The sequence below is a fragment of the Mesorhizobium sp. M0590 genome (assembly GCF_040320905.1).
Classification (GTDB): Bacteria; Pseudomonadota; Alphaproteobacteria; order Rhizobiales; family Rhizobiaceae; genus Mesorhizobium.
In genome coordinates this window covers 133,986-153,614 of record NZ_JAMYQN010000004.1, presented here as the reverse complement: position 1 = coordinate 153,614, position 19,629 = coordinate 133,986, and the positions used below count along the sequence as shown (strand labels likewise).

Here is a 19,629-nt window from a genome sequence, read left to right as displayed (position 1 = left end):
GCTGCGCTGCAGCTGCGGAGGGTGGACCGGCATCTCCCCGTAAACGGGGAAGGCGCTGTCGCCAGCCCGTGCTTACCCAGGAGACGATCAAGTACCAATGACCTATGCCGTGTCCGAAATCCGATCCGCCGGCAGGCCGCGAAAGAAGCGGCTATCCCATGCCGCGATCGAGCCTTGGCTCTATCTCAGCCCGGCGATCGCGCTGCTGGTCGTCGTGCTCCTGGTGCCGCTGGTTATCGGTGTCGGCTACTCGTTCCGCAAATTCTCCGCTTTCAAATCCGAATATGTCGGGCTTGGGCAGTATCAGGCGATGCTGTCGGATCCTGTGCTCGGGCAGGCGCTCGTCAACACGCTATGGTGGACGGCAGCCAGCCTGTTCTTCCAATTTTTCCTTGGACTTGGCCTGGCGCTGCTGCTCGATACGCCGTTCCGGGGCAGAAAGATCGTGCAGGCCGTGGTGTTCCTGCCTTGGGCGGTACCGTCCTTCCTCTCGGGCCTGACCTGGGCCTGGCTGTTCAACCCGATCATCGGGCCGCTGCCGCATTGGCTCTACGCCTTGGGGCTGAAAGCCGAGCCAACCAACGTGCTCTCCGATCCCTCGACAGCCATGTGGGGGCCGATCGTCGCCAATGTCTGGTTCGGCATTCCCTTTTTTGCCGTCACGCTTTTGGCGGCGTTGAAGTCGATCCCGTCAGAACTGCATGAGGCGGCGGCGATCGACGGCGCCTCGCCGTGGCAGCGCTTCACCAAGGTGACGCTGCCGTTCCTGGCGCCGACCATCGTCATTACCGTCATGCTGCGCACGATATGGATCGCCACATTCGCCGACCTGATCTTCGTCATGACCGAAGGCGGGCCTGCCGGTTCGACCGCCACGGTGCCGGTCTATATCTATGTCAGCGCGTTCAAGTCACTGGATAAGGGCTATGCCTCGGCGGTGGCGGTGCTGCTGCTTGTGCTGCTCATCGTCTATGCGATTGCGCTGATAGGCATCCGCCGCTCGCTGGTGAGGCACGTCTGATGATTGCCGGACGCTCCGTCTCCTCGCGCATTCTCGGCGGCATCGGCCTTTACGGCGCCATCGCCGCCTATATGGCCTTCGCGCTGTTCCCGATCTTCTGGACGTTGAAGATCTCGGTCACGCCGGAGCGGCTGCTCTATTCCGAAGGCATCACTTTCTGGCCGTCGCAAACGACGCTGCAGAACTTCGTCACCGTGCTCGAAGCCACCGATTTTCCGCGCTATTTCCTGAACAGCGTTATCGTTTCGGTGTCGACGGCAGCCTTCGTAACGGTCATTGCCACGCTGGCCGGCTACGCCATGTCGCGATTTTCCTTCCGCGGCAAGGCGACCCTGGCCATCCTGCTTTTGCTCACCCAGACTTTTCCGCTGGTGATGGTCATTCCGCCGATCTACCGCATCATGGGACAGATCGGCCTCATCAACAGCCTGACCGGCCTCGTCATCATCTACACCGCGTTCAATACGGCCTTTGCGACCTTCCTGATGCAATCTTTCTTCGACGGCATCCCGCGAGACCTGGAAGAGGCAGCCATGATCGACGGCTGCACGCGCCTGCAGGCGATGCGCAAGGTGATCGTGCCGCTGACGCTACCCGGCATGGGCGCGACGCTCGGCTTCGTCTTTACCGCCGCCTGGAGCGAGTTGCTGTTTGCGCTGATGCTGATTTCCAGCGACGACCAGAAGACCTTCGCGGTCGGCCTGCTCACCTATATCGGCAAATTCGCGGTCGACTGGGGACAGATGATGGCTGCTTCCATCCTGGCGCTGATCCCGGTCTGCGTCTTCTTTGCCTTCCTGCAACGCTACCTCGTCACCGGCCTTACCGCCGGTGCCGTCAAGGGATAGATCGATGGCCTCCGTTACACTCGACAAAGTCCGCAAAGACTATGGAGCCGTGCGCGTTCTGCACGCGGTCGATCTCGAAATCGCCGACGGCGAGTTCGTCGTTCTGGTCGGCCCGTCCGGCTGCGGGAAATCGACACTGCTGCGTATGATCGCCGGGCTGGAGGAAGTCTCCGACGGCGAAATCCATATTGGTGAGCGCCTGGTCAACGACATTGCGCCAAAGGACCGCGACATTGCCATGGTGTTCCAGTCCTACGCGCTCTATCCGCACATGGACGTGTCGAAGAACATGGGTTTCAGCCTGATGCTGAGAAAGGCCGGCAAGCCGGCGATCGATGCAAGGGTGGACAGTGCCGCCAAGCGGCTCGGGCTCGATGCGCTTCTGCAACGCCTGCCGCGGCAATTGTCCGGCGGCCAGCGCCAGCGCGTCGCCATGGGACGGGCCATCGTGCGCGACCCGAAGGTCTTTCTCTTCGACGAGCCGCTTTCGAACCTCGACGCCAAGCTGCGCGTCCACATGCGTGCCGAGATCAAGGCGCTGCACCAGCAATTGAAGACCACTTCGGTCTATGTCACCCACGACCAGACCGAAGCGATGACAATGGCCGACCGCATCGTCGTCATGCATGACGGCCTCGTCCAGCAGGTCGGTGTGCCGCTCGATCTGTACGACCGGCCGGTCAACATGTTCGTCGCCGGGTTCATCGGCTCGCCCGGCATGAATTTTCTGCCTGCCGTAGTTGAAAAGGGCGCCAAGCCGGATGCCATCCTGGCCGACGGCCAGAAGCTGAGGCTGCCGGACGGCCTGCCGCTCAGGGATGGCGATGCGATCACCGTCGGCTTGCGGCCCGAGCATATCCGGCTCGCCGACAATGGCGCGCTGAAGGGCGAGGTGGGTGTCGTGGAGCCGCTCGGCCTGTCCACCCAGTTCTATGCCGGGCTTGCCGGCCAGCAGGTCTGCGTGTTTGCCATGGGCCGGGCCAGCGTGAAGCCGGGTGAGGCCGTGCGCCTATCGGCTGATCCGGCATCGCTCCATCTGTTCGATCCGGCAAGCGGCGATCGCATCGGCTAATCCTGCATCCCGAAATGAAAAACGCCGCCCGGAAGGCGGCGTTTCGGTACTGCGAGAGAAAACCCGATTACTTGATCTTGGTTTCCTTGAATTCGACGTGCTTCTTGGCGACCGGGTCGTATTTGCGGAACGACAGCTTGTCCGTCTTGGTGCGGCTGTTCTTGCTGGTCACGTAGAAGAAACCGGTGTCGGCGGTCGACAGAAGCTTGATCTTGATGTTTGCGGCTTTGGCCATGATGTTCGTCCGTTAATGTTCGTGGAGTTTTGGCCGCTGGAGCACGGGAAACACCCGGACGCGGGAAACTTGCCGCGACACATAAAGAACGCGCCCGGAAAGTCAACCCTTGTCCAGGTTCTGTGTCGTAAGCAGATGAGTTGTCCGGATTAGGTAGCACATGAGTTGTCCGGGTTTATTGCCAGCCGATGGAGGCTGGGGACGAAGCGGACATTGATGTGCTACCAAAACCCGACAATTTGATTGGGTGCCGACAGCCGCGGGAGGCTCCTGTGTGCCTCCGGCCGTCCTCCGGGTGGCGTCTCAGTTTGAATGCTAGCTATGAGTATCGAGCGATGGACGGCTGATCGATCACCCAAAGCCAGTTCCCGTCACCTTGCCGGCGAGCGATTTCCGCAGTAACGGTGCCATCGGCAAGGCGCGTGGAAGTGAGCGCCAAATCCCTGTTGATGATAGCCGGACGCTGATCTCCGAGATCAAACTTTCGTCCCGCTGCCACCAACTTGGCGTAAAATCGGCGGATGGCATCTCTGCCGCAGGCCAACTGTCCGTTGCCGGTAGCGAGGATGGCACCGGGTTCGTAAAGAGCAGCCATTCCTTCCGCGTCTCCCGCTTGCTCGCGAGAAACCAATAGCCGCGCCAGGTCCTGGGGATCGCTTGCCGGTTTGCGGTTTGCTTCATCATTCATCGGCAGGCTTCCTGACAGCCAAATTCAAACCGAGATACGACCAGGTTCCGGTCACTCCGCCGCGACGGTTTCCGGTTGCAACGCCTTCTTCCAGTCTCCCGTCGTGTTCCACCAGCGGTTCGGGTTGGCGCGGTCGTCGAGACCCTTGGAGCGGCTGGCAAGCAGTGGCTGAATGCGGATCACCGGCTCCTGATAGCTATGAACCTGGTAAATCGCTTCGACGACGCGAGCGGCGAGCTTCTGGTCGTCAGGCAGTTCGAACGACACCTCGACAGTCCCTGGCCGCCTGCGCAATTCCGTCTCGGCGCCGGCGGCGGCACCTTCAAGCGGCCGGTAGCGTTCGATGCCGTCCGCCGACTGGAAAGCATTGCTGTCATATTTGCCCATTCCGAGCGGTACGATCGCGACCACCGCCTCCATGATGCGGTCGACATCGGCTGCCGGTGCCTGAAAGGTCACCAGCAGCAGCAATTCCATCCGCAGCGATTTCGTTTCAAAGCCACTATCGATCATCCGAGGTCTCCCTGCTATGCATTTTGGGGGAGCATATACTCGAGCCCTCCTGACATGGTTGTGTCAGGAGTTGGTCAGCAGTGGGAGCGATGTCGGCAGCTGGGCCGACTCAGAGGATTTTGCGGAGCAGCCTGGTGCCGACCAGCACGATATAGCAGGCGAAGAACAGGCCGAGCGCCCAACCGAAGCCCGACGGCCCGAAAGCGTCCATGCCGATGCCGATTGCCTGCGGGCCAAGCACCATGCCGACGCCGTAGCAGAGAACGAAGGCGGCGTTGGCGGAGGCCAGTTCGTGGCCGGAAAGCTGGGAGCCGAGGTGAGCAAGACCGATTGTATACATAGCGGCGACCACACCGCCCCAGATGAACAGAAGCGCTGCCATCAAATGCCAGTTATGCGCGAAGAACGGCATGAAGACCGTGCCGGCAAGCCCGACAGTGGCACAGGCCATCAGCAGATAGCGGCGGTCGCTGACGCGGTCGCTGATCATGCCGATCGGGATCTGCAACAGCACATTGCCAAGCCCGATCATGGTGAGCAAAAGGGCGGCGTCCGCCTCTGAGTAGCCGATGCGGCTACCGTAGACCGGGAACAGTGCAAAGCCGCCGGTCTCGACCGCGCCGAACACCAGCACGGCGGCGGTTGCCGTCGGCACCAGCCAGATGTAACGCAGGAAATTGCTGGTTTCGCCGTCCGAGACGATCGTCGGGCTCTCGTTGCGTGCCGCCAGGACCGGTATGGCAGCGAGCGTAACCAAGGCGATGGTAACGCCGAAGGGCAGGAAGCCACTGCTGCCGAGATGGGCGAACAGCCAAGGCCCGGCGGCAAAGCCGAGAGACAGCACGGTGGCATAGATGCCGAGGACCAGTCCGCGCCGGTGTGGCGGCGCCGAGGTGCTGATCCAGAATTCCGACAGGATGAACAGCACCGTCAGCGCGATATGCAGCAGCACGCGCAGCGGAAACCACATCCAGAAAGCTGGCGCGAAATGGAAACCGACAAATGCCAGCGCCCCGGCGGCGATCATGGCAAGCATCGTCCAGGCGACCCCGAACCGCATGGCGAGCGGGGTGGCGAGCGGCGCGCCGGCGATAGAGGCGAGGCCGGCGACCGCGGTGTTGAGACCGATCATCGACGCGGAATGGCCACGCGTTTCCAGGATCACGCTGAGCAGCGGCATGCCAAGGCCGATGGCAATGCCGACGACGCTGATCGACGAGATCGCCGCGACCATCGGCAGCCAGTGTACGCGTTCCTTGCCCTGCGGCTGGATATCGACTGTCATGGAATGCCTGGCTGCTCTAGAGAATTTCGCGGACGAAGCGATTGCGGACAAGCCGGTAGAACGGCACGGGACCGCCGGGGCTCAGCAGCGGATCCCGGACGAGCCGGGTTTCCAGCTCCTCCAGGACCGTGCGCGTGATGTCTGGAATATCGACTTGCCGGGCCTTGGCCAGCGGCAGCCAAACGACGTCTTCCAACTCGTCGGTCGGACCGCCATCCGGCAGTTGCACGGCGACATCGTCGCGCCATGCGGCGAGAAAGCGCGTATCGAAGCGGCGCACCCGGTTGGGCGGGGTGATGGCGCGTGCGACGAAGCGCAGCGCTTGCAGTGATGGGATGACGCCGTGTTCGACAAAGCCCTGCCAGTCGCGCCTGGCGGTTGCGAACACGCCTTTTTGACCGATCAGCAGGCCGGCCTCCTCATAGGTTTCGCGGATTGCCGACAAGGCAATGGCGCGGGCGCGAGCCGGGCTGGTGCGACCGATGCCAGCGGTCAATCTCGCTTCTTCCTCGGGATGAAGTGCGGTGGCTATCGGGATGCGGCTGTCGGCCGGATCTGTGCGGCCGCCAGGAAACACGAATTTTCCCGGCATGAAGGCATGACGGGCGTGGCGCCGGCCCATCAGCACCAGGAATTCGTCGCTTTTGCGATCGAGCAGGATCAGCGTCGCGGCGTCGCGCGGGCGTATAGGCTTGGCCTCGAGCGCGTTCCGCTCAACCTTGTCGACTTCCGCCTTGGTCATAACGTCCATGCGCTCGACCTAGCGGAATCTTCTCCGATGCGAAAGTGGCGTCCAGCCATGCCGATTGCGCCAGCCTCGGTTTCAAGCCTCGGGATGCGACTCGATCAGATCTTCTTCACCGCCAAAGCCGTGCATATAAAACGCCCATTGCAGGCCGATGACAGCGCCCTTGACCGGCTGCAGCAGGACGACGGCGAGAATGATGGTCAATGGCACCCAGATGGCGATGTGCTGCCAGGTCGACAGCGTCGAGGTTGCCTCGACACCCATGAAGGCGCCGAGCACGATGTGGCCGACAATGACCACCACAAGATAGGCCGGCAGGTCGTCGGCGCGATGGTGGTGAAGTTCCTCGCCGCAATGATCGCATTTGTCGACGGTTTTGACGAAGGCGCGAAACAGCTTGCCCTCGCCGCAATGCGGGCAGCGGCCGAGCATGCCGCGCTTCATTGCCGTCCATAGCGGCCGGGCGGTCCGGCCCGAGTGATGTTCGCCGCCGAAAATCCGTTCTTCCACCTGCAGTTCTGTTGGCATTACCGTCTCCTGCCGCGCGAGCCTGGACGCGATTGCGACGCCCGGGCGCGGCCTTTGGCCTTGTGGAACGACCGTTTGGAGCCGGGCAGCGGCTTTGGCTCGGTCAGCATCTCGAAACGCATCGCGCCGGCCATCGGCGCCACCTCGATCAGGCGAACCTCGACGCGATCAGCAAGCTGATAGCCCTTGCCGGTGCGTTCTCCGAAAAGCGATCGAGCAGTTTCGTCGTATATATAGTAGTCGCCGCCCAGGGTTGAAACCGGAATGAAGCCATCCGCGCCATACTGCGGCAATTGGACAAACAGGCCCGATTTGGTGACGCCCGAGATGCGGGCGTCGAAACGGTCGTCGATGCGCTCGGCGAGATAGGCAGCGATCAGCCGGTCGACCGTGTCGCGCTCGGCGGCCATCGCGCGCCGCTCGGTCGCCGAAATCAGCGCCGAGACCTCTTCCAGCCGCTCCGCCTCGTCCTGCGTCAGGCCCCCCGGACCAAGGCCGAGTGCGGCAATCAGCCCACGATGCACGATGAGGTCGGCATAGCGACGGATCGGCGAGGTGAAATGCGCGTAGCGCTTCAGGTTGAGGCCGAAATGGCCGATATTGGCGGGCGAATATTCGGCCTGGCTCTGCGAGCGCAGCACCACTTCGTTGACCAGCCCCTCATTGTCGGCGCCGCGCACGCGAGCGAGGATGCCGTTGAACTGGTTCGGCCGCATTTGCGCGCCGCGCGCCAGCGACAGGCCGAGCGTCTGCAGGAATTCACGCAGCGATTCCTGCTTGGCGAGCGAGGGCGCATCGTGGATGCGGTAGACCAGCGCCTGGCGCTTCGCCTCGAGTGTCTCGGCGGCGGCGACATTGGCCTGGATCATGAACTCTTCGATCAGCTTGTGCGCGTCGAGCCGCTCCGGCACGACGACCTTGTCGACGGTGCCGTCCTGCTTGAGCAGGATCTTGCGCTCGGGCAGATCGAGCTCAAGCGGCTGGCGCGTGTCGCGGCCGCGCTTCAGGATCGCGTAGGCGTCCCATAGCGGCTTCAGCACCGTATCGAGGATCGGGCCAGTCGTGTCATCCGGTGCGCCGTCGATCGCCGCTTGCGCCTGCTGATAGGCGAGTTTCGCCGCCGACTTCATCATGACGCGATGGAAGGAGTGTCTGAGTTTGTGGCCATCGGCCGAGAAAGTCATACGCACCGCTATCGCCGGACGATCCTGGCCCTCGCGCAGCGAACAGAGGTCGTTCGAGATGCGCTCCGGCAGCATCGGTACGACGCGGTCGGGAAAATAGACCGAATTGCCGCGCTTCAGCGCTTCGCGATCGAGCGCCGTGGCATAGCGCACGTACGCAGCGACATCCGCAATGGCGACGGTGACAACCACGCCGCCGGCGTTCTTCTCGTCGGTGTCGGGCATAGCGAACACCGCGTCGTCATGATCCTTGGCGTCGGCCGGATCGATGGTGAGCAGCGGCAGCTCGCGCCAATCCTCGCGGCCGGCAAGCGTCGCCGGCTTGACCGCCTCCGCCTCGGCGATGACGTCGGCGGGAAAAATATGCGGAATGTCGTGTGCGTGAATGGCGATCATCGAGACCGCCTTTTCGCTGGTCAGCGAGCCCAACACCGCCAGAACCTTGGCTCGCGGCAGCCCGTAGCGGGAGGCCCGCGCCGGCTCGACCTCGACCAGGTCGCCATTCTTGGCGCCGTTCTGGAATTCCTTGTCGACGACCAGCTCCGGCTGGCGCCTTTCCACCGGCTCGATGCGGAACGTGCCGTCCTTCAGCACACGGAAAACGCCGAGAACCGCATCGGTGCGCTTCTCGAATATCTTCATAACCCGGCCGGTATAGGCGGGGCCTGCCGGATCGTCGGTCGGAAAGGTCTTGGCCAGCACGCGGTCGCCGATACCAGGCGTCGGGCCATTGCCGCCGCGCGACACGCGGATCGCTATGACCGGAGGTTCGCCATTGCCAATCGCTTCGGTCGGGTGCGCCAGCAGCACACCGTCGGCGTCACGGCCGAAGATGTCGAGCACCGCGACGTGGGGCAGGGCGCCGACACGGGCAAGCCGCTTGCGCTCCTTGGTCAGCAGGCCTTCATCCTGCAGGTCGCGCAAGACGTCCTTCAGCCAGATGCGGTCTTCGCCGCGCAGCGCAAACGCCTTGGCGATGTCGCGTTTTCCGGCGCGGTCCGGATTTTCGGCGATGTAACGCAGTATCTCTTCGCGTGAAGGCCGGTAATTGTCCCTGACCTTGGCACGGGTATCGGCGGTGCGCAGATCGCCGTGGCTTCTTCCGGAGACTTTGCGCGCCAACCCGTCCTATCCCTTTTTCCTGGCCGCCGGTTTTTTGGCCGCAGCCGATTTCTTCGCAGGCGCGGCCGCTTTGCGGAAGGGCTTCCTGGCGCCATTGCCGCCCTTGGCTTCCTTTTCCGCAATGAGCGCCACCGCATCCTCGATCGTCACCGATTGCGGATCCTTGCCCTTCGGCAGCGTCGCATTGACCTTGCCGAAATTCACATAAGGCCCGTATTTGCCGTCGCGCACGACGATCTTGCCGCCGCCGGCAGGATGCTCGCCAAGTTCCTTGAGCGCAGCGGCTGTGCCGCCATTGCGGCCGCCTTTGCCCTTCAATTGCTTCTCGGCGATCACGGAGACGGCGCGATTGAGGCCGATCGAGAACACGTCCTCGATGCTGTCGAGATTGGCGTAGGTGCCGTCATGCAGCACGAACGGCCCGTAGCGCCCCAGCCCGGCCGAAATCATCTTGCCGGATTCCGGATGCTTGCCGACGTCGCGCGGCAGCGACAAAAGGGCGAGTGCCTTTTCGTGATCGATCGAATCGACAGTCCAGCCCTTGGGCAGGCTGGAGCGCTTGGCATCCTTGCCGTCGCCGCGCTGGATATAGGGGCCGAACCGGCCATTGCGCAGCGTGATCTCCTCGGCGGTATAGGGGTCCTTGCCGAGCACTTTGGTGCCGTCTTCGCCACCGCCGTTCTCTCCATTGGGATTGGCGGCGTCGCCGAGCTGGCGGGTGAAGGAGCATTCGGGATAGTTCGAACAGCCAACGAAGGCGCCGAACTTGCCGAGCTTCAGCGACAGGTTGCCGGTGCCGCATTTCGGACAAATGCGCGGGTTCGAACCGTCTTCCCGCGCGGGAAAGACCAGCGGCGCCAGTTCCTCGTTCAATGCATCGAGGACGTCGGTGACGCGCAACTCCTTGATGTCGGCGACGGCGCCGGAAAAATCCTTCCAGAAATCGCGCAGCACGTCCTTCCATGCGAGCTTGCCGTCGGAAATCTCGTCGAGCTTTTCCTCCAGCGAAGCGGTGAAGTCGTACTCGACATAACGCTCGAAGAAGCTTTCGAGGAAGGCCGACAAGAGCCGGCCCTTTGCCTGCGGCACCAGCTTGCGCTTGTCGATGGTGACATAGTCACGATCCTCGAGCGTCTTCAGGATCGCCGTATAAGTCGACGGCCGGCCGATGCCCAACTCTTCCAGCTTCTTGATCAGCGAAGCTTCCGAATAACGCGGCGGCGGCTCGGTGGTGTGCTGGGTGGCGTTGATCGCCTCGCGTGTGAGCTGCTCGCCGGCACGGATCTCGGGCAGGCGGCGGCTTTCCTCGTCTTCCGAATCTTCTTCCTTCTGCTCGATGTAAGCGGCAAGGAAGCCGTCGAAGCGAACAACCGAGCCTACAGCGCGAAGCTCGGCGGTGCGAGGGCCGTTGACTGCCTCTATCTCGACCGTGGTGCGCTCTATCTCGGCCGGCTGCATCTGGCTGGCGATGGCGCGTTTCCAGATCATCTCGTAAAGCCGCGCCTGGTCGGCGTCGAGATACTGCTTGACGGAAGCCGGCGTGCGCATGAAATCGGTCGGACGGATCGCTTCGTGCGCCTCCTGGGCATTCTTGGCCTTGGCGGAATAGACGCGCGGCTTTTCAGGCAGGTATTTAGGGCCGAATTCCTTGGCAATCGCATCGCGCGCGGCAGAGATCGCCTCCGGCGCCATCTGCACGCCGTCGGTTCGCATGTAGGTGATCAGGCCGGTGGTCTCACCGCCGATCTCCATGCCCTCATAGAGCCGCTGCGCCACCTGCATGGTGCGGTTGGCCGAAAAGCCGAGACCCGATGAGGCTGCCTGCTGCAGCGTCGAGGTGGTGAAGGGCGGCCCGGGATTGCGCTTGGTCGGCTTCGCTTCGACAGACGCCGCCTTGAAGCTGGCGCCTTCGAGCATCGCTTTGATGTCGTCGGCCTGCGCCTTGTTGGAAATGTCGAGCTTTTGCAGCTTCTTGCGCTCGAAGGCGGTCAGCCGCGCCTCGAAATTTTCCTTGCGCGGCGTACCGAGAATGGCGGCGACCTGCCAGTATTCCTCGCGGATGAAGCGCTCGATCTCGGATTCGCGGTCGCAGACCAGACGCAGCGCCACCGACTGGACGCGGCCGGCGGAGCGGGCGCCAGGCAGCTTGCGCCACAGCACGGGCGACAGCGTGAAGCCGACCAGATAGTCGAGCGCGCGGCGGGCGAGATAGGCATCGACCAGCGGCGCGTCGATCTGGCGCGGATTGGCCATCGCCTCCAGCACGGACGCCTTGGTGATGGCGTTAAAGACGACGCGGCTGACCGGCTTGTCCTTCAACGCGCGCTTTTGCTTCAGCACTTCCAGGACATGCCAGGAGATCGCTTCGCCCTCGCGGTCCGGATCGGTGGCGAGGATCAGCCCGTCGGCGTCCTTGACCGCCTTGGCAATATCGGCGAGACGCTTTCCAGACGCGGTGTCGACGGCCCAGGACATGGCAAAGTCCTCATCCGGACGCACCGAGCCATCCTTGGCCGGCAGATCGCGGACATGGCCGAACGAGGCCAGAACCTTGTAGTTCTTGCCGAGGTATTTGTTGATTGTCTTCGCCTTGGCCGGCGATTCGACGACGACGACGTCCATACGGTCTCATATCAGTTGTGATGCGGCAGAAGAATTCCGCTGCGCGCGACGAAATCTCGTTCAATGTGTCGCTCACATGGCCGCGCTTTTGCATCCGGTCAAGGCCAAGCAGTCAAAATGCGGCCCTGTACGGAATGCGCAACCCAACGGCGCCATGCGATTTTCCGCAATCCTGGATAAGGGAAATGGGCAGCCTATCGCTGGACAAGCCCGGCAATTGATCCTGGAGAACGGGACAAACTCTCCCGCGGATATAAGAGAAACATCGAGCACGCGCCAGCCCTGCTTGAACAGATGCTGTGAAGCGCGCAATCGGTAGCCCGGCATTTTGCTCGGACAGTCGCAAGGAAGTACCGTGCTGAAAAGCTGGCCGCCGGGGCGGTTGGGTCGAGTTCCCAGCGACCAGCCGTGTTACCGCCTGTTACAGCCGATCAGAAGCTCAAGGCCTAGTCGGCCTTGGCGATATGCCAGACGCCGCCGACACCCTCGCCGGTCACGTCGCCGGCCTTCTTGTCCTTGATGAACGTGTAGAGCGGCTTACCTTCGTAGGCCCACATCCTGGTGCCGTCGGTGCGGTCGACGATCGTCCACTCGCCCTCGGCCTTGGCGTTGGCGTCAGCCTTCAGCGGCGGCCAATTGGCGGCGCATTTGTCGTAGCAGTTCGACTTGCCCGCCTCGTCCTTGTCGTAGGTGTAGAGCGTCATGCCGCTGGCGTCGGTGTAGATCTTGGTGCTGCCGACCTCCGCTTCCTTCCACGCCTCGGCGGCGAAGGATGCGGCAGTGCCCAGCAAAAGCGCGGCCATGCCAGTTGCGATCGTTTTCATGGACTTCTCCCTGGATCATTCGAAAAGCGCGCGGAACAACGCAGCTTCGTTTGATCAACGCTGCCTGGCTGCCCTTTCTTCCCGGGCGGGCGTCGGCTTGCTACCCAATGTGATGGGGCCACGCGATGGTGATTGGCGGACAGCTGTTGTCGCGGCTATATGGCTGCGCAGTCATCGGGAGACGGAAATGGCATTGGACGTCGGCTATGTCAGTGCGATCGGGGCGGGAGCGATTTCGTTCCTGTCGCCTTGCGTGCTGCCGCTGGTGCCACCGTACCTATGTTATATGGCCGGCGTCTCGGTCGACGATTTCCGCGGCGAAGCCGGCATTACGGCAAAGGCCGGGGCGCGAGGCGCGCTGATCAATTCCTCCATCGCCTTCGTGCTCGGCTTCTCGACTGTCTTCGTCGCGCTCGGCGCCGGTGCCTCGACGATCGGCCATTTGCTGCGCGTTTGGCAGGAGCCGCTGGCGATGGCAGCCGGCGTGCTGATCATCCTGATGGGGCTGAATTTCCTCGGCGTACTGCGCATCCCTTTGCTTTCACGCGAGGCGCGCTTCCAGTCACAAGGCAAGCCGGCCAGCCTGATCGCCGCTTACGTAATGGGCCTGGCCTTCGCCTTTGGCTGGACGCCCTGTATCGGCCCGGTGCTGGGGCCGATCCTGACGCTTGCCGGCGGCCGCGAGACGGTGGGCGAGGGCGCGCTGCTGCTTGCCGCCTATTCGCTCGGCCTCGGTATTCCCTTCCTCGTTGCGGCGCTGTTTTCAGGCGCCTTCATGCGCTTTCTCGGGAAATTCCGCGTCCATCTCGGCCGCGTCGAAAAGGCCATCGGCGCGTTGCTGGTGGTCGCCGGCGTGTTTTTCCTGACCGGCGGCGTGCAGGCGGTGTCCTATTGGTTGCTCGAGACTTTCCCGGTGCTGGGGCAATTGGGATAGGTTTGCCGCCCGGCCGAAGCGCGAGGCCGTAGCTGCGGCGCAAGGCACCGCAGCTACGCGGTCCATTCACCTTCGAAATAGCCCGGCTGGTCGATATCGGCGATGAGCCCGGGTCCGCTCGGCGTCCACCCCAGCAGCGCGCGAGTCCGCTCGCTCGAGGTCGGGACATCCATCGCCGCGAACATCGCGAACCAGCCAAAATGATCGGCGGCTTCTTCCGCGGACTTGGCGACCACCGGCACGTTCAGGTGCCGGCCGATCACGCCGGCGACGTCCTTGAACGGCACGCCTTCTTCGGCGATCGCGTGATATCGCCCGCCATCGGCTCCATGCTCGAGCGCAAGCCGGTAAACGCGAGCGGCATCGAACCGATGCACGGCAGGCCAGCGATTGAGCCCTTCGCCGATATAGGCCGACACGCCCTTCTTGCGAGCGAGGTCGATGAGAATAGGAACGAAGGCGTGGTCGCCCTGGCCATGGACCGCCGGAGGAAGGCGCACAACCGACGCGCGCACGCCGCGTGCCGCCAGCGCGGCGGCTGTCGCTTCGGAGGCGCGGGGATACGAAGCGGAAGAGGGGACAGGCACATCTTCCTCGGTCGCGATACGGCCCCGCGCCTGGAGCGCGGTTCCGGAGGTTACGAGCAGGGGCCGCTCGGAGCCTTCGAGTGCACCGCCCAAGGCCTCGATGGCGCGCCGGTCCATCTCGCAATTTTGCGCGAATTTCGAGAAGTCGTGGTTGAAGCCGGCATGGATCACGCCATCAGCTGCCGCTGCGCCCCTGCTGAGGCTTTCGAGGTCTTCGAGGTCACCTCGATGCACCTCGGCTCCGGTGGCTGCAAGCGACTTGGCCGACGCCGCCGAGCGGGCGAGGCCGAGCACCTGATGGCCGGCGCCGATGAGTTCTTGAACGACGGCAGAACCGACGAATCCGGTCGCTCCGGTAACGAAAACACGCATCACGACTTCTCCTTGTTCGTTTCTGACCACGACCATTTTCGCGGCTCAGTTATGTCGTGATAGGCGCTTGAGAAAATACGATCTATGCGGCAAAGTCCGTATTATCTTCGCAATCGTCCGGAATGACCTGTGGATCCCCTTTCAGATGTGCTCTCGCTGCTGAAGCCGCGAAACTATATGTCAGCCGGTTTCGATGCTGGTGGTGAATGGTCGATCCAGTTCCCCGACCAGCAGCAAAGCATCAAGACCGGAGCGGTGGTCTCCGGCCGGTGCTGGCTATCTGTGGAGGGCGTTGCTGACGCAGTGCGCCTTGAGACGGGAGACTGCTTCCTGCTGCCGAGTGGACGGCCTTTCCGCCTTGCAAGCGACATGAGCTTGACGCCTGTTGAAGCCGTCAGGATTTTTCCGCCTGCGCGAGCCGGCGGTGTCGTGACCCACAATGGCGGTGGTGATTTCTTTCTGGTCAGCAGCCGCTTCGCGCTTGGCGGCAATCATGCCGGCATCCTGTTGCGGATGCTGCCAGCCATTGTGCATATCCGCAAAGAGTCGGACCAGTCGGCGCTGCGCTGGTCGGTGGAGCGGATGATGCAGGAGCTGCGCGAGCCGCAGCCGGGCGGCTTTCTGATGATCCAGCACCTCGCCCACATGATGCTGGTTCAGGCGCTGCGGCTGCATCTTTCGGAAGGATTGAAAGGTGGCATCGGCTGGCTCTTTGCCCTCGCGGACAAACAGATCGGCGCGGCGATCAGCGCCATGCATGACGATCCGGCGCATGGCTGGACGTTACAGGAACTGGCGGAACGGGCCGGCATGTCGCGATCGACCTTTGCGCTCAGATTCAAGGAGACGGTTGGCGCGTCGCCGATGGACTATTTGACGCGCTGGCGAATGCTGCTGGCCGGCGAACGGCTGACGAATTCCAGCGATCCCGTCGCCGTCATAGCGCTCTCGCTCGGCTACGAATCCGAAAGCGCCTTCAGCACAGCCTTCAAGCGGGTCATGAACTGTTCGCCACGGCAATACGGCCGTGGCCGAGCCTCCAGTTTCGCATCACGCAACGAGGCGGAAGCCGCGTGAGCCGATCGGCTTGAGCGTGTCGCGGGTTGGAGGTTCCACCGTCTCACCGGAATTTAACCGCATTGGTGCAGCATGGCGCCAGTGCTACTAACGCTTCGATTCCAGACCCCTTTCAACGGTTGCCATCCCATGAGCCAGAGAACCTGCCTGTCCATCATCCTCGCCGCCGGCGAAGGCACGCGCATGAAGAGTGCAGTGCCGAAAGTGCTGCACACAATCGCCGGCCTGCCGATGGTTGCCCATGTCGTCAAGGCGGCCGAAGCCGCCGGCAGCGGCGAGTTGGCGCTGGTGATCGGCCATGGCGCCGATGAGATGCGCAAGGCGGCACTCAAGTTTGCGCCGAAGGCCGAGGCTTTCGTCCAGGAAAAACGTCTCGGCACCGCGCACGCCGTGCTTGCCGCACGCGCAGCAATATCAAAAGGTTATGACGACATCTTGGTGATGTTTGGCGACACGCCGTTGATCGATCCGGAAGCGCTCGCGGCGGCGCGGCTGAAGCTGGCGGAAGGTGCGGCCGTCGTCGTGGTCGGCTTCCGTACGGAAAATCCTTCGGGCTACGGCCGGCTTATCGAAAAGGCCGGCAAGCTCGTGGCCATCCGCGAGGAGAAGGACTGCTCGGACGAGGAGAAGAAAATCACCTTCTGCAATGGCGGGCTGATGGCGGTCGCCGGCAGGCACGCGCTGAAGCTGCTCGATCAAGTCGGCAGCAAGAACGCCAAGGGCGAGTATTATCTCACCGACATCGTCGAGATCGCCGCTGCGCAGGGACTTGATGTCGTCGCCACCGAAGCCAGTTTCGAGAACGCGCTCGGCATTAACAACCGTGCCGAGCTTGCCCAGGCGGAAGATATCTGGCAGCAGCGCCGCCGGCGCGAGGCGATGCTTTCTGGCGTTACGCTGATCGCGCCCGAAACCGTGTTCTTCTCGCACGACACCGAGATCGGCGCCGATACGATCGTCGAACCCAATGTCTGGTTCGGGCCGGGCGTGAAAATCGCCACGGGGGCCAAGATCCATGCCTTCAGCCATATCGAAGGCGCCACCATCGCGTCGAATTGCGATGTCGGGCCGTTCGCGCGGCTGCGGCCCGGGGCCGATCTGAGAACCAAGGCCAAGGTCGGCAATTTCTGCGAGGTCAAGCAGGCGATCGTCGAAGAGGGCGCCAAGGTCAACCATCTGACCTATATCGGCGATGCCCGCATCGGCGCCGGCGCCAATATCGGCGCCGGCACCATCACCTGCAATTATGACGGCTATTCGAAATTCTTCACCGATATCGGCGAGGGCGCCTTCATAGGCTCGAACTCCTCGCTGGTGGCGCCGGTGTCGATCGGCAAGGGCGGCTACATCGCCTCGGGCAGCGTCATCACAGAAAGCGTACCCGACGATGCGCTGGCCTTCGGCCGCGCCCGCCAGCGGACTCTAGCCGGCAAGGGCAAGGAGTTGCGAGAGCGTTTTTCTCAGGCCGCGGCGGCCCGCAAAAAAGGGTAGACTAGCGGAACTCGGCGACAAGCTGGATTTCGCCAACGATTGCATCGTTGAAGGCCGACAGGTCTTCGGCCGGGATCCAGTATTCCAGATGCGCCCGGCTGCCGGCATGCTGGACGCTGTAACGGTCCAGAAAGCTGCGACGCACCTCGAAACGCGTCACGAAACCTGATCCGCTCGCGGGCACATTCCAGTCTCGGGCGATCTGGGTGGCATAGGCCTCGCTGGTGACCGGATAGAAGATCGGCTGATCGGCAAGTCGAGGAGGAAAGGCGCGCATCCCTGCCTTCTGGATCAACTCCAATTCGCGGGGGCCGACCGGACGCCAAAGCGTCACCGTGTCAATTCGTTCGTTCATAGCCGCATCATGTCTTTGACTGATTTCTGGAGCCGTTGAGGCGAGATAGGATACATAAGCGGAGAAACTGAGCAATTGCAGTAACCGGATTGCAAGTGCGCCCTGTCATGGTGCATCTGTGCAGGATAGTCCGGCTGATACCGGACGAAATGGAATGTGATTTTTCGCGACAGCCCGGCAGTCTCTAAATAGCGCCGGGTTTGAGGTCGGAATCGGGGGCAAGCGCCATGTGCGGTATCGTTGGAATTGTCGGTAACTCGCCGGTCGCGCCGCTTATCGTCGATGCGCTGAAAAGGCTCGAATATCGCGGCTATGACTCGGCCGGCGTCGCCACGATCGAGCACGGCAGGCTTGACCGCCGCCGTGCCGAGGGCAAGCTGGTCAATCTCGAGCGCCGGCTGAAGGACGAACCGCTCGACGGCATGATCGGCATCGGCCACACGCGCTGGGCCACACATGGCGTTCCGAACGAGAGCAATGCGCATCCGCATTTTTCCGACGGCGTCGCCATCGTCCATAACGGGATCATCGAGAATTTCGCCGAATTGCGCGACGAGCTGATGCGCGACGGCTACAGTTTCGCCTCGCAGACCGATACCGAAGTCGTCGCTCATCTGGTGGCGCGCGAACTGGCCAAGGGGCTGAAGCCGGTTGAGGCGGCGCACAAGGCACTGAAGCGGCTGGAAGGCGCCTTTGCGCTCGCCATCATGTTCAAGGGCGACGAGGATCTGATCGTCGGCGCGCGCAATGGCCCGCCGCTCGCGGTCGGTCATGGCGACGGCCAGATGTTCCTTGGCTCCGACGCCATTGCGCTTGCCCCTTTCACCAATTCGATCACCTATCTGGAAGACGGCGACTGGGCGGTGGTGCGCCGCAACGAGGTCGATATCTTCGACATGGGCGGCAACAAGGTCGACCGCAAACGCCAACAGTCGCTCAGCACGAGCTTCATGGTCGACAAAGGCAACCGCCGCCATTTCATGGAAAAGGAAATCCATGAGCAGCCGGAAGTGATCTCGCACACGCTGGCGCATTATGTTGATTTCGTCAGCGGCGTCTCGAAGCCGCTCGACCTGCCGTTCGATTTCGCCAAGATCGACCGGCTGGCGATCTCGGCCTGCGGCACCGCCTATCTCGCCGGGCTGATCAGCAAATACTGGTTCGAGCGCTATGCGCGGCTGCCGGTCGACATCGATGTCGCTTCGGAGTTCCGCTACCGCGAGATGCCGCTGTCGAAGAACGATGCCGCTTTCTTCATCTCGCAATCGGGTGAGACCGCCGACACGCTGGCGTCGCTGCGCTACTGCCGCAAGGCCGGCATGAAGATCGGCGCGGTCGTCAATGTGCGCGAATCGACCATGGCGCGCGAATCCGACGTCATCCTGCCGACGTTGGCCGGCCCGGAGATCGGCGTCGCTTCGACCAAGGCGTTCACCTGCCAGCTTTCCGTGCTGGCCTCGCTGGCGGTGCGGGCGGGCGTGGCGCGCGGAACGATTTCGCAGGAGCAGGAGAAAACGCTGATACGCGAGCTGTCGGAAGCGCCGCGTTATGCGAACCAGGTGCTAAAGCTCGACGGGCAGATCGAAAAGGTCGCGCGCGACCTCTCGCACTACAAGAATGTGCTTTATCTCGGCCGTGACACCAATTTTCCGCTGGCCATGGAAGGTGCGCTGAAGCTCAAGGAGATCTCCTACATCCATGCCGAAGGCTATGCTGCCGGCGAGTTGAAACACGGCCCGATCGCGCTGATCGACGAGAACATGCCCGTCATCGTCATCGCGCCGCATGACCGCATCTTCGAAAAGACCGTGTCGAACATGCAGGAGGTCGCGGCACGCGGCGGCAAGATCATCCTGATCACCGACAGCAAGGGCGCCGCACACGCTACGGTGAAGACGATGGAGACGATCGTTTTGCCGGACGTGCCGGAAATCATCTCGCCGATCATCTACGCGCTGCCGATCCAGATGCTCGCCTATTTCACCGCCGTGTTCATGGGCACGGATGTCGACCAGCCTCGCAACCTGGCGAAATCGGTAACGGTGGAATAGGTCTCGTTTAAAAACTTCGCCATTCCAAAGCGCCTTGGGGTTCAGTAGTGTCGCGCTGCAAACACACGCTGC

General features: G+C 62.6%; 18 protein-coding genes. 7 read left to right on the top strand and 11 right to left on the bottom strand.

All coding sequences use genetic code 11. The annotated features are described in order from the left end of the window. Window positions 1-97: 97 nt before the first annotated feature. Genes NKI52_RS09480 through NKI52_RS09470 form a run of 3 tightly spaced genes read left to right on the top strand, consistent with a single transcriptional unit; the run spans window position 98 to window position 2,941 of the window. The gene (locus tag NKI52_RS09480) at window positions 98-1,021 is read left to right on the top strand and encodes a carbohydrate ABC transporter permease (RefSeq protein ID WP_352455645.1); all 924 of its coding nucleotides are present in this window, start codon (window positions 98-100) and stop codon (window positions 1,019-1,021) included. Continuing rightward, window positions 1,021-1,869, top strand: a complete 849-nt coding sequence (locus tag NKI52_RS09475; protein WP_352455646.1) for a carbohydrate ABC transporter permease — start codon at window positions 1,021-1,023, stop codon at window positions 1,867-1,869. The genes NKI52_RS09480 and NKI52_RS09475 overlap by 1 nt, the downstream gene beginning before the upstream one ends. Before the next feature lie 4 nt (window positions 1,870-1,873). Beyond that, window positions 1,874-2,941, top strand: coding sequence for an ABC transporter ATP-binding protein (locus tag NKI52_RS09470; protein WP_352568799.1), 1,068 nt, complete (start codon window positions 1,874-1,876; stop codon window positions 2,939-2,941). A 67-nt stretch (window positions 2,942-3,008) separates the two neighbouring features. On the opposite strand, the gene rpmG is transcribed toward NKI52_RS09470, so the two are convergent. The 9 genes from rpmG to NKI52_RS09425 all read right to left on the bottom strand — a co-directional run bounded on the left by rpmG (window position 3,009) and on the right by NKI52_RS09425 (window position 12,690). Beyond that, complete coding sequence (gene rpmG / locus NKI52_RS09465; RefSeq protein WP_006201775.1) at window positions 3,009-3,176, bottom strand: 50S ribosomal protein L33; 168 nt, start codon at window positions 3,174-3,176, stop codon at window positions 3,009-3,011. A 319-nt stretch (window positions 3,177-3,495) separates the two neighbouring features. Then, window positions 3,496-3,864 carry a YybH family protein gene (locus NKI52_RS09460; protein WP_352455648.1) on the bottom strand — a complete coding sequence of 123 codons (369 nt, stop codon included), beginning with the start codon at window positions 3,862-3,864 and terminating at the stop codon, window positions 3,496-3,498. Between the two features lie 51 nt (window positions 3,865-3,915). Next, the gene (locus NKI52_RS09455; RefSeq protein ID WP_352568798.1) at window positions 3,916-4,377 is read right to left on the bottom strand and encodes a YqfO family protein; all 462 of its coding nucleotides are present in this window, start codon (window positions 4,375-4,377) and stop codon (window positions 3,916-3,918) included. A 109-nt stretch (window positions 4,378-4,486) separates the two neighbouring features. Next, window positions 4,487-5,662 carry an MFS transporter gene (locus NKI52_RS09450; RefSeq protein ID WP_023679978.1) on the bottom strand — a complete coding sequence of 392 codons (1,176 nt, stop codon included), beginning with the start codon at window positions 5,660-5,662 and terminating at the stop codon, window positions 4,487-4,489. 16 nt (window positions 5,663-5,678) lie between these two features. After that, window positions 5,679-6,413 carry an NUDIX hydrolase gene (locus NKI52_RS09445; protein ID WP_352568797.1) on the bottom strand — a complete coding sequence of 245 codons (735 nt, stop codon included), beginning with the start codon at window positions 6,411-6,413 and terminating at the stop codon, window positions 5,679-5,681. Window positions 6,414-6,485: 72 nt separating this feature from the next. Beyond that, on the bottom strand, window positions 6,486-6,938 hold the full coding sequence (locus NKI52_RS09440) for a DUF983 domain-containing protein (RefSeq protein ID WP_023679976.1): 453 nt from the start codon (window positions 6,936-6,938) through the stop codon (window positions 6,486-6,488). Beyond that, the gene (gene rnr / locus NKI52_RS09435; RefSeq protein WP_502897747.1) at window positions 6,938-9,244 is read right to left on the bottom strand and encodes a ribonuclease R; all 2,307 of its coding nucleotides are present in this window, start codon (window positions 9,242-9,244) and stop codon (window positions 6,938-6,940) included. The genes NKI52_RS09440 and rnr overlap by 1 nt, the downstream gene beginning before the upstream one ends. Window positions 9,245-9,250: 6 nt before the next feature. Beyond that, window positions 9,251-11,866, bottom strand: a complete 2,616-nt coding sequence (gene topA / locus NKI52_RS09430) for a type I DNA topoisomerase (protein WP_352697742.1) — start codon at window positions 11,864-11,866, stop codon at window positions 9,251-9,253. A 446-nt stretch (window positions 11,867-12,312) separates the two neighbouring features. Beyond that, complete coding sequence (locus NKI52_RS09425) at window positions 12,313-12,690, bottom strand: COG4315 family predicted lipoprotein (protein ID WP_352594491.1); 378 nt, start codon at window positions 12,688-12,690, stop codon at window positions 12,313-12,315. Window positions 12,691-12,877: 187 nt separating this feature from the next. Here NKI52_RS09425 and NKI52_RS09420 point away from each other — a divergent pair, with 187 nt between their 5' ends. Then, window positions 12,878-13,624, top strand: a complete 747-nt coding sequence (locus NKI52_RS09420; RefSeq protein WP_352594490.1) for a cytochrome c biogenesis CcdA family protein — start codon at window positions 12,878-12,880, stop codon at window positions 13,622-13,624. Between the two features lie 53 nt (window positions 13,625-13,677). Here NKI52_RS09420 and NKI52_RS09415 read toward each other — a convergent pair whose 3' ends face one another. Continuing rightward, window positions 13,678-14,583: an SDR family oxidoreductase gene (locus tag NKI52_RS09415; RefSeq protein ID WP_352697740.1), complete on the bottom strand. Its 906-nt coding sequence runs from the start codon at window positions 14,581-14,583 to the stop codon at window positions 13,678-13,680. A gap of 129 nt (window positions 14,584-14,712) precedes the next feature. Here NKI52_RS09415 and NKI52_RS09410 point away from each other — a divergent pair, with 129 nt between their 5' ends. Together NKI52_RS09410 and glmU are read left to right on the top strand one after the other, a co-directional pair. Continuing rightward, the gene (locus NKI52_RS09410; protein WP_352594488.1) at window positions 14,713-15,660 is read left to right on the top strand and encodes an AraC family transcriptional regulator; all 948 of its coding nucleotides are present in this window, start codon (window positions 14,713-14,715) and stop codon (window positions 15,658-15,660) included. A 129-nt stretch (window positions 15,661-15,789) separates the two neighbouring features. Beyond that, complete coding sequence (glmU, locus tag NKI52_RS09405; protein ID WP_352594487.1) at window positions 15,790-17,151, top strand: bifunctional UDP-N-acetylglucosamine diphosphorylase/glucosamine-1-phosphate N-acetyltransferase GlmU; 1,362 nt, start codon at window positions 15,790-15,792, stop codon at window positions 17,149-17,151. Window position 17,152: 1 nt separating this feature from the next. Here glmU and NKI52_RS09400 read toward each other — a convergent pair whose 3' ends face one another. Further along, window positions 17,153-17,506, bottom strand: coding sequence for an ADP-ribosylation/crystallin J1 (locus NKI52_RS09400; protein WP_352594486.1), 354 nt, complete (start codon window positions 17,504-17,506; stop codon window positions 17,153-17,155). Window positions 17,507-17,733: 227 nt separating this feature from the next. Between NKI52_RS09400 and glmS the strand changes: the two genes are divergently transcribed. After that, a complete protein-coding gene (gene glmS / locus NKI52_RS09395) occupies window positions 17,734-19,557 on the top strand; it encodes a glutamine--fructose-6-phosphate transaminase (isomerizing) (protein WP_352455656.1) in 1,824 nt (607 codons plus the stop codon). Window positions 19,558-19,629: the final 72 nt, after the last annotated feature.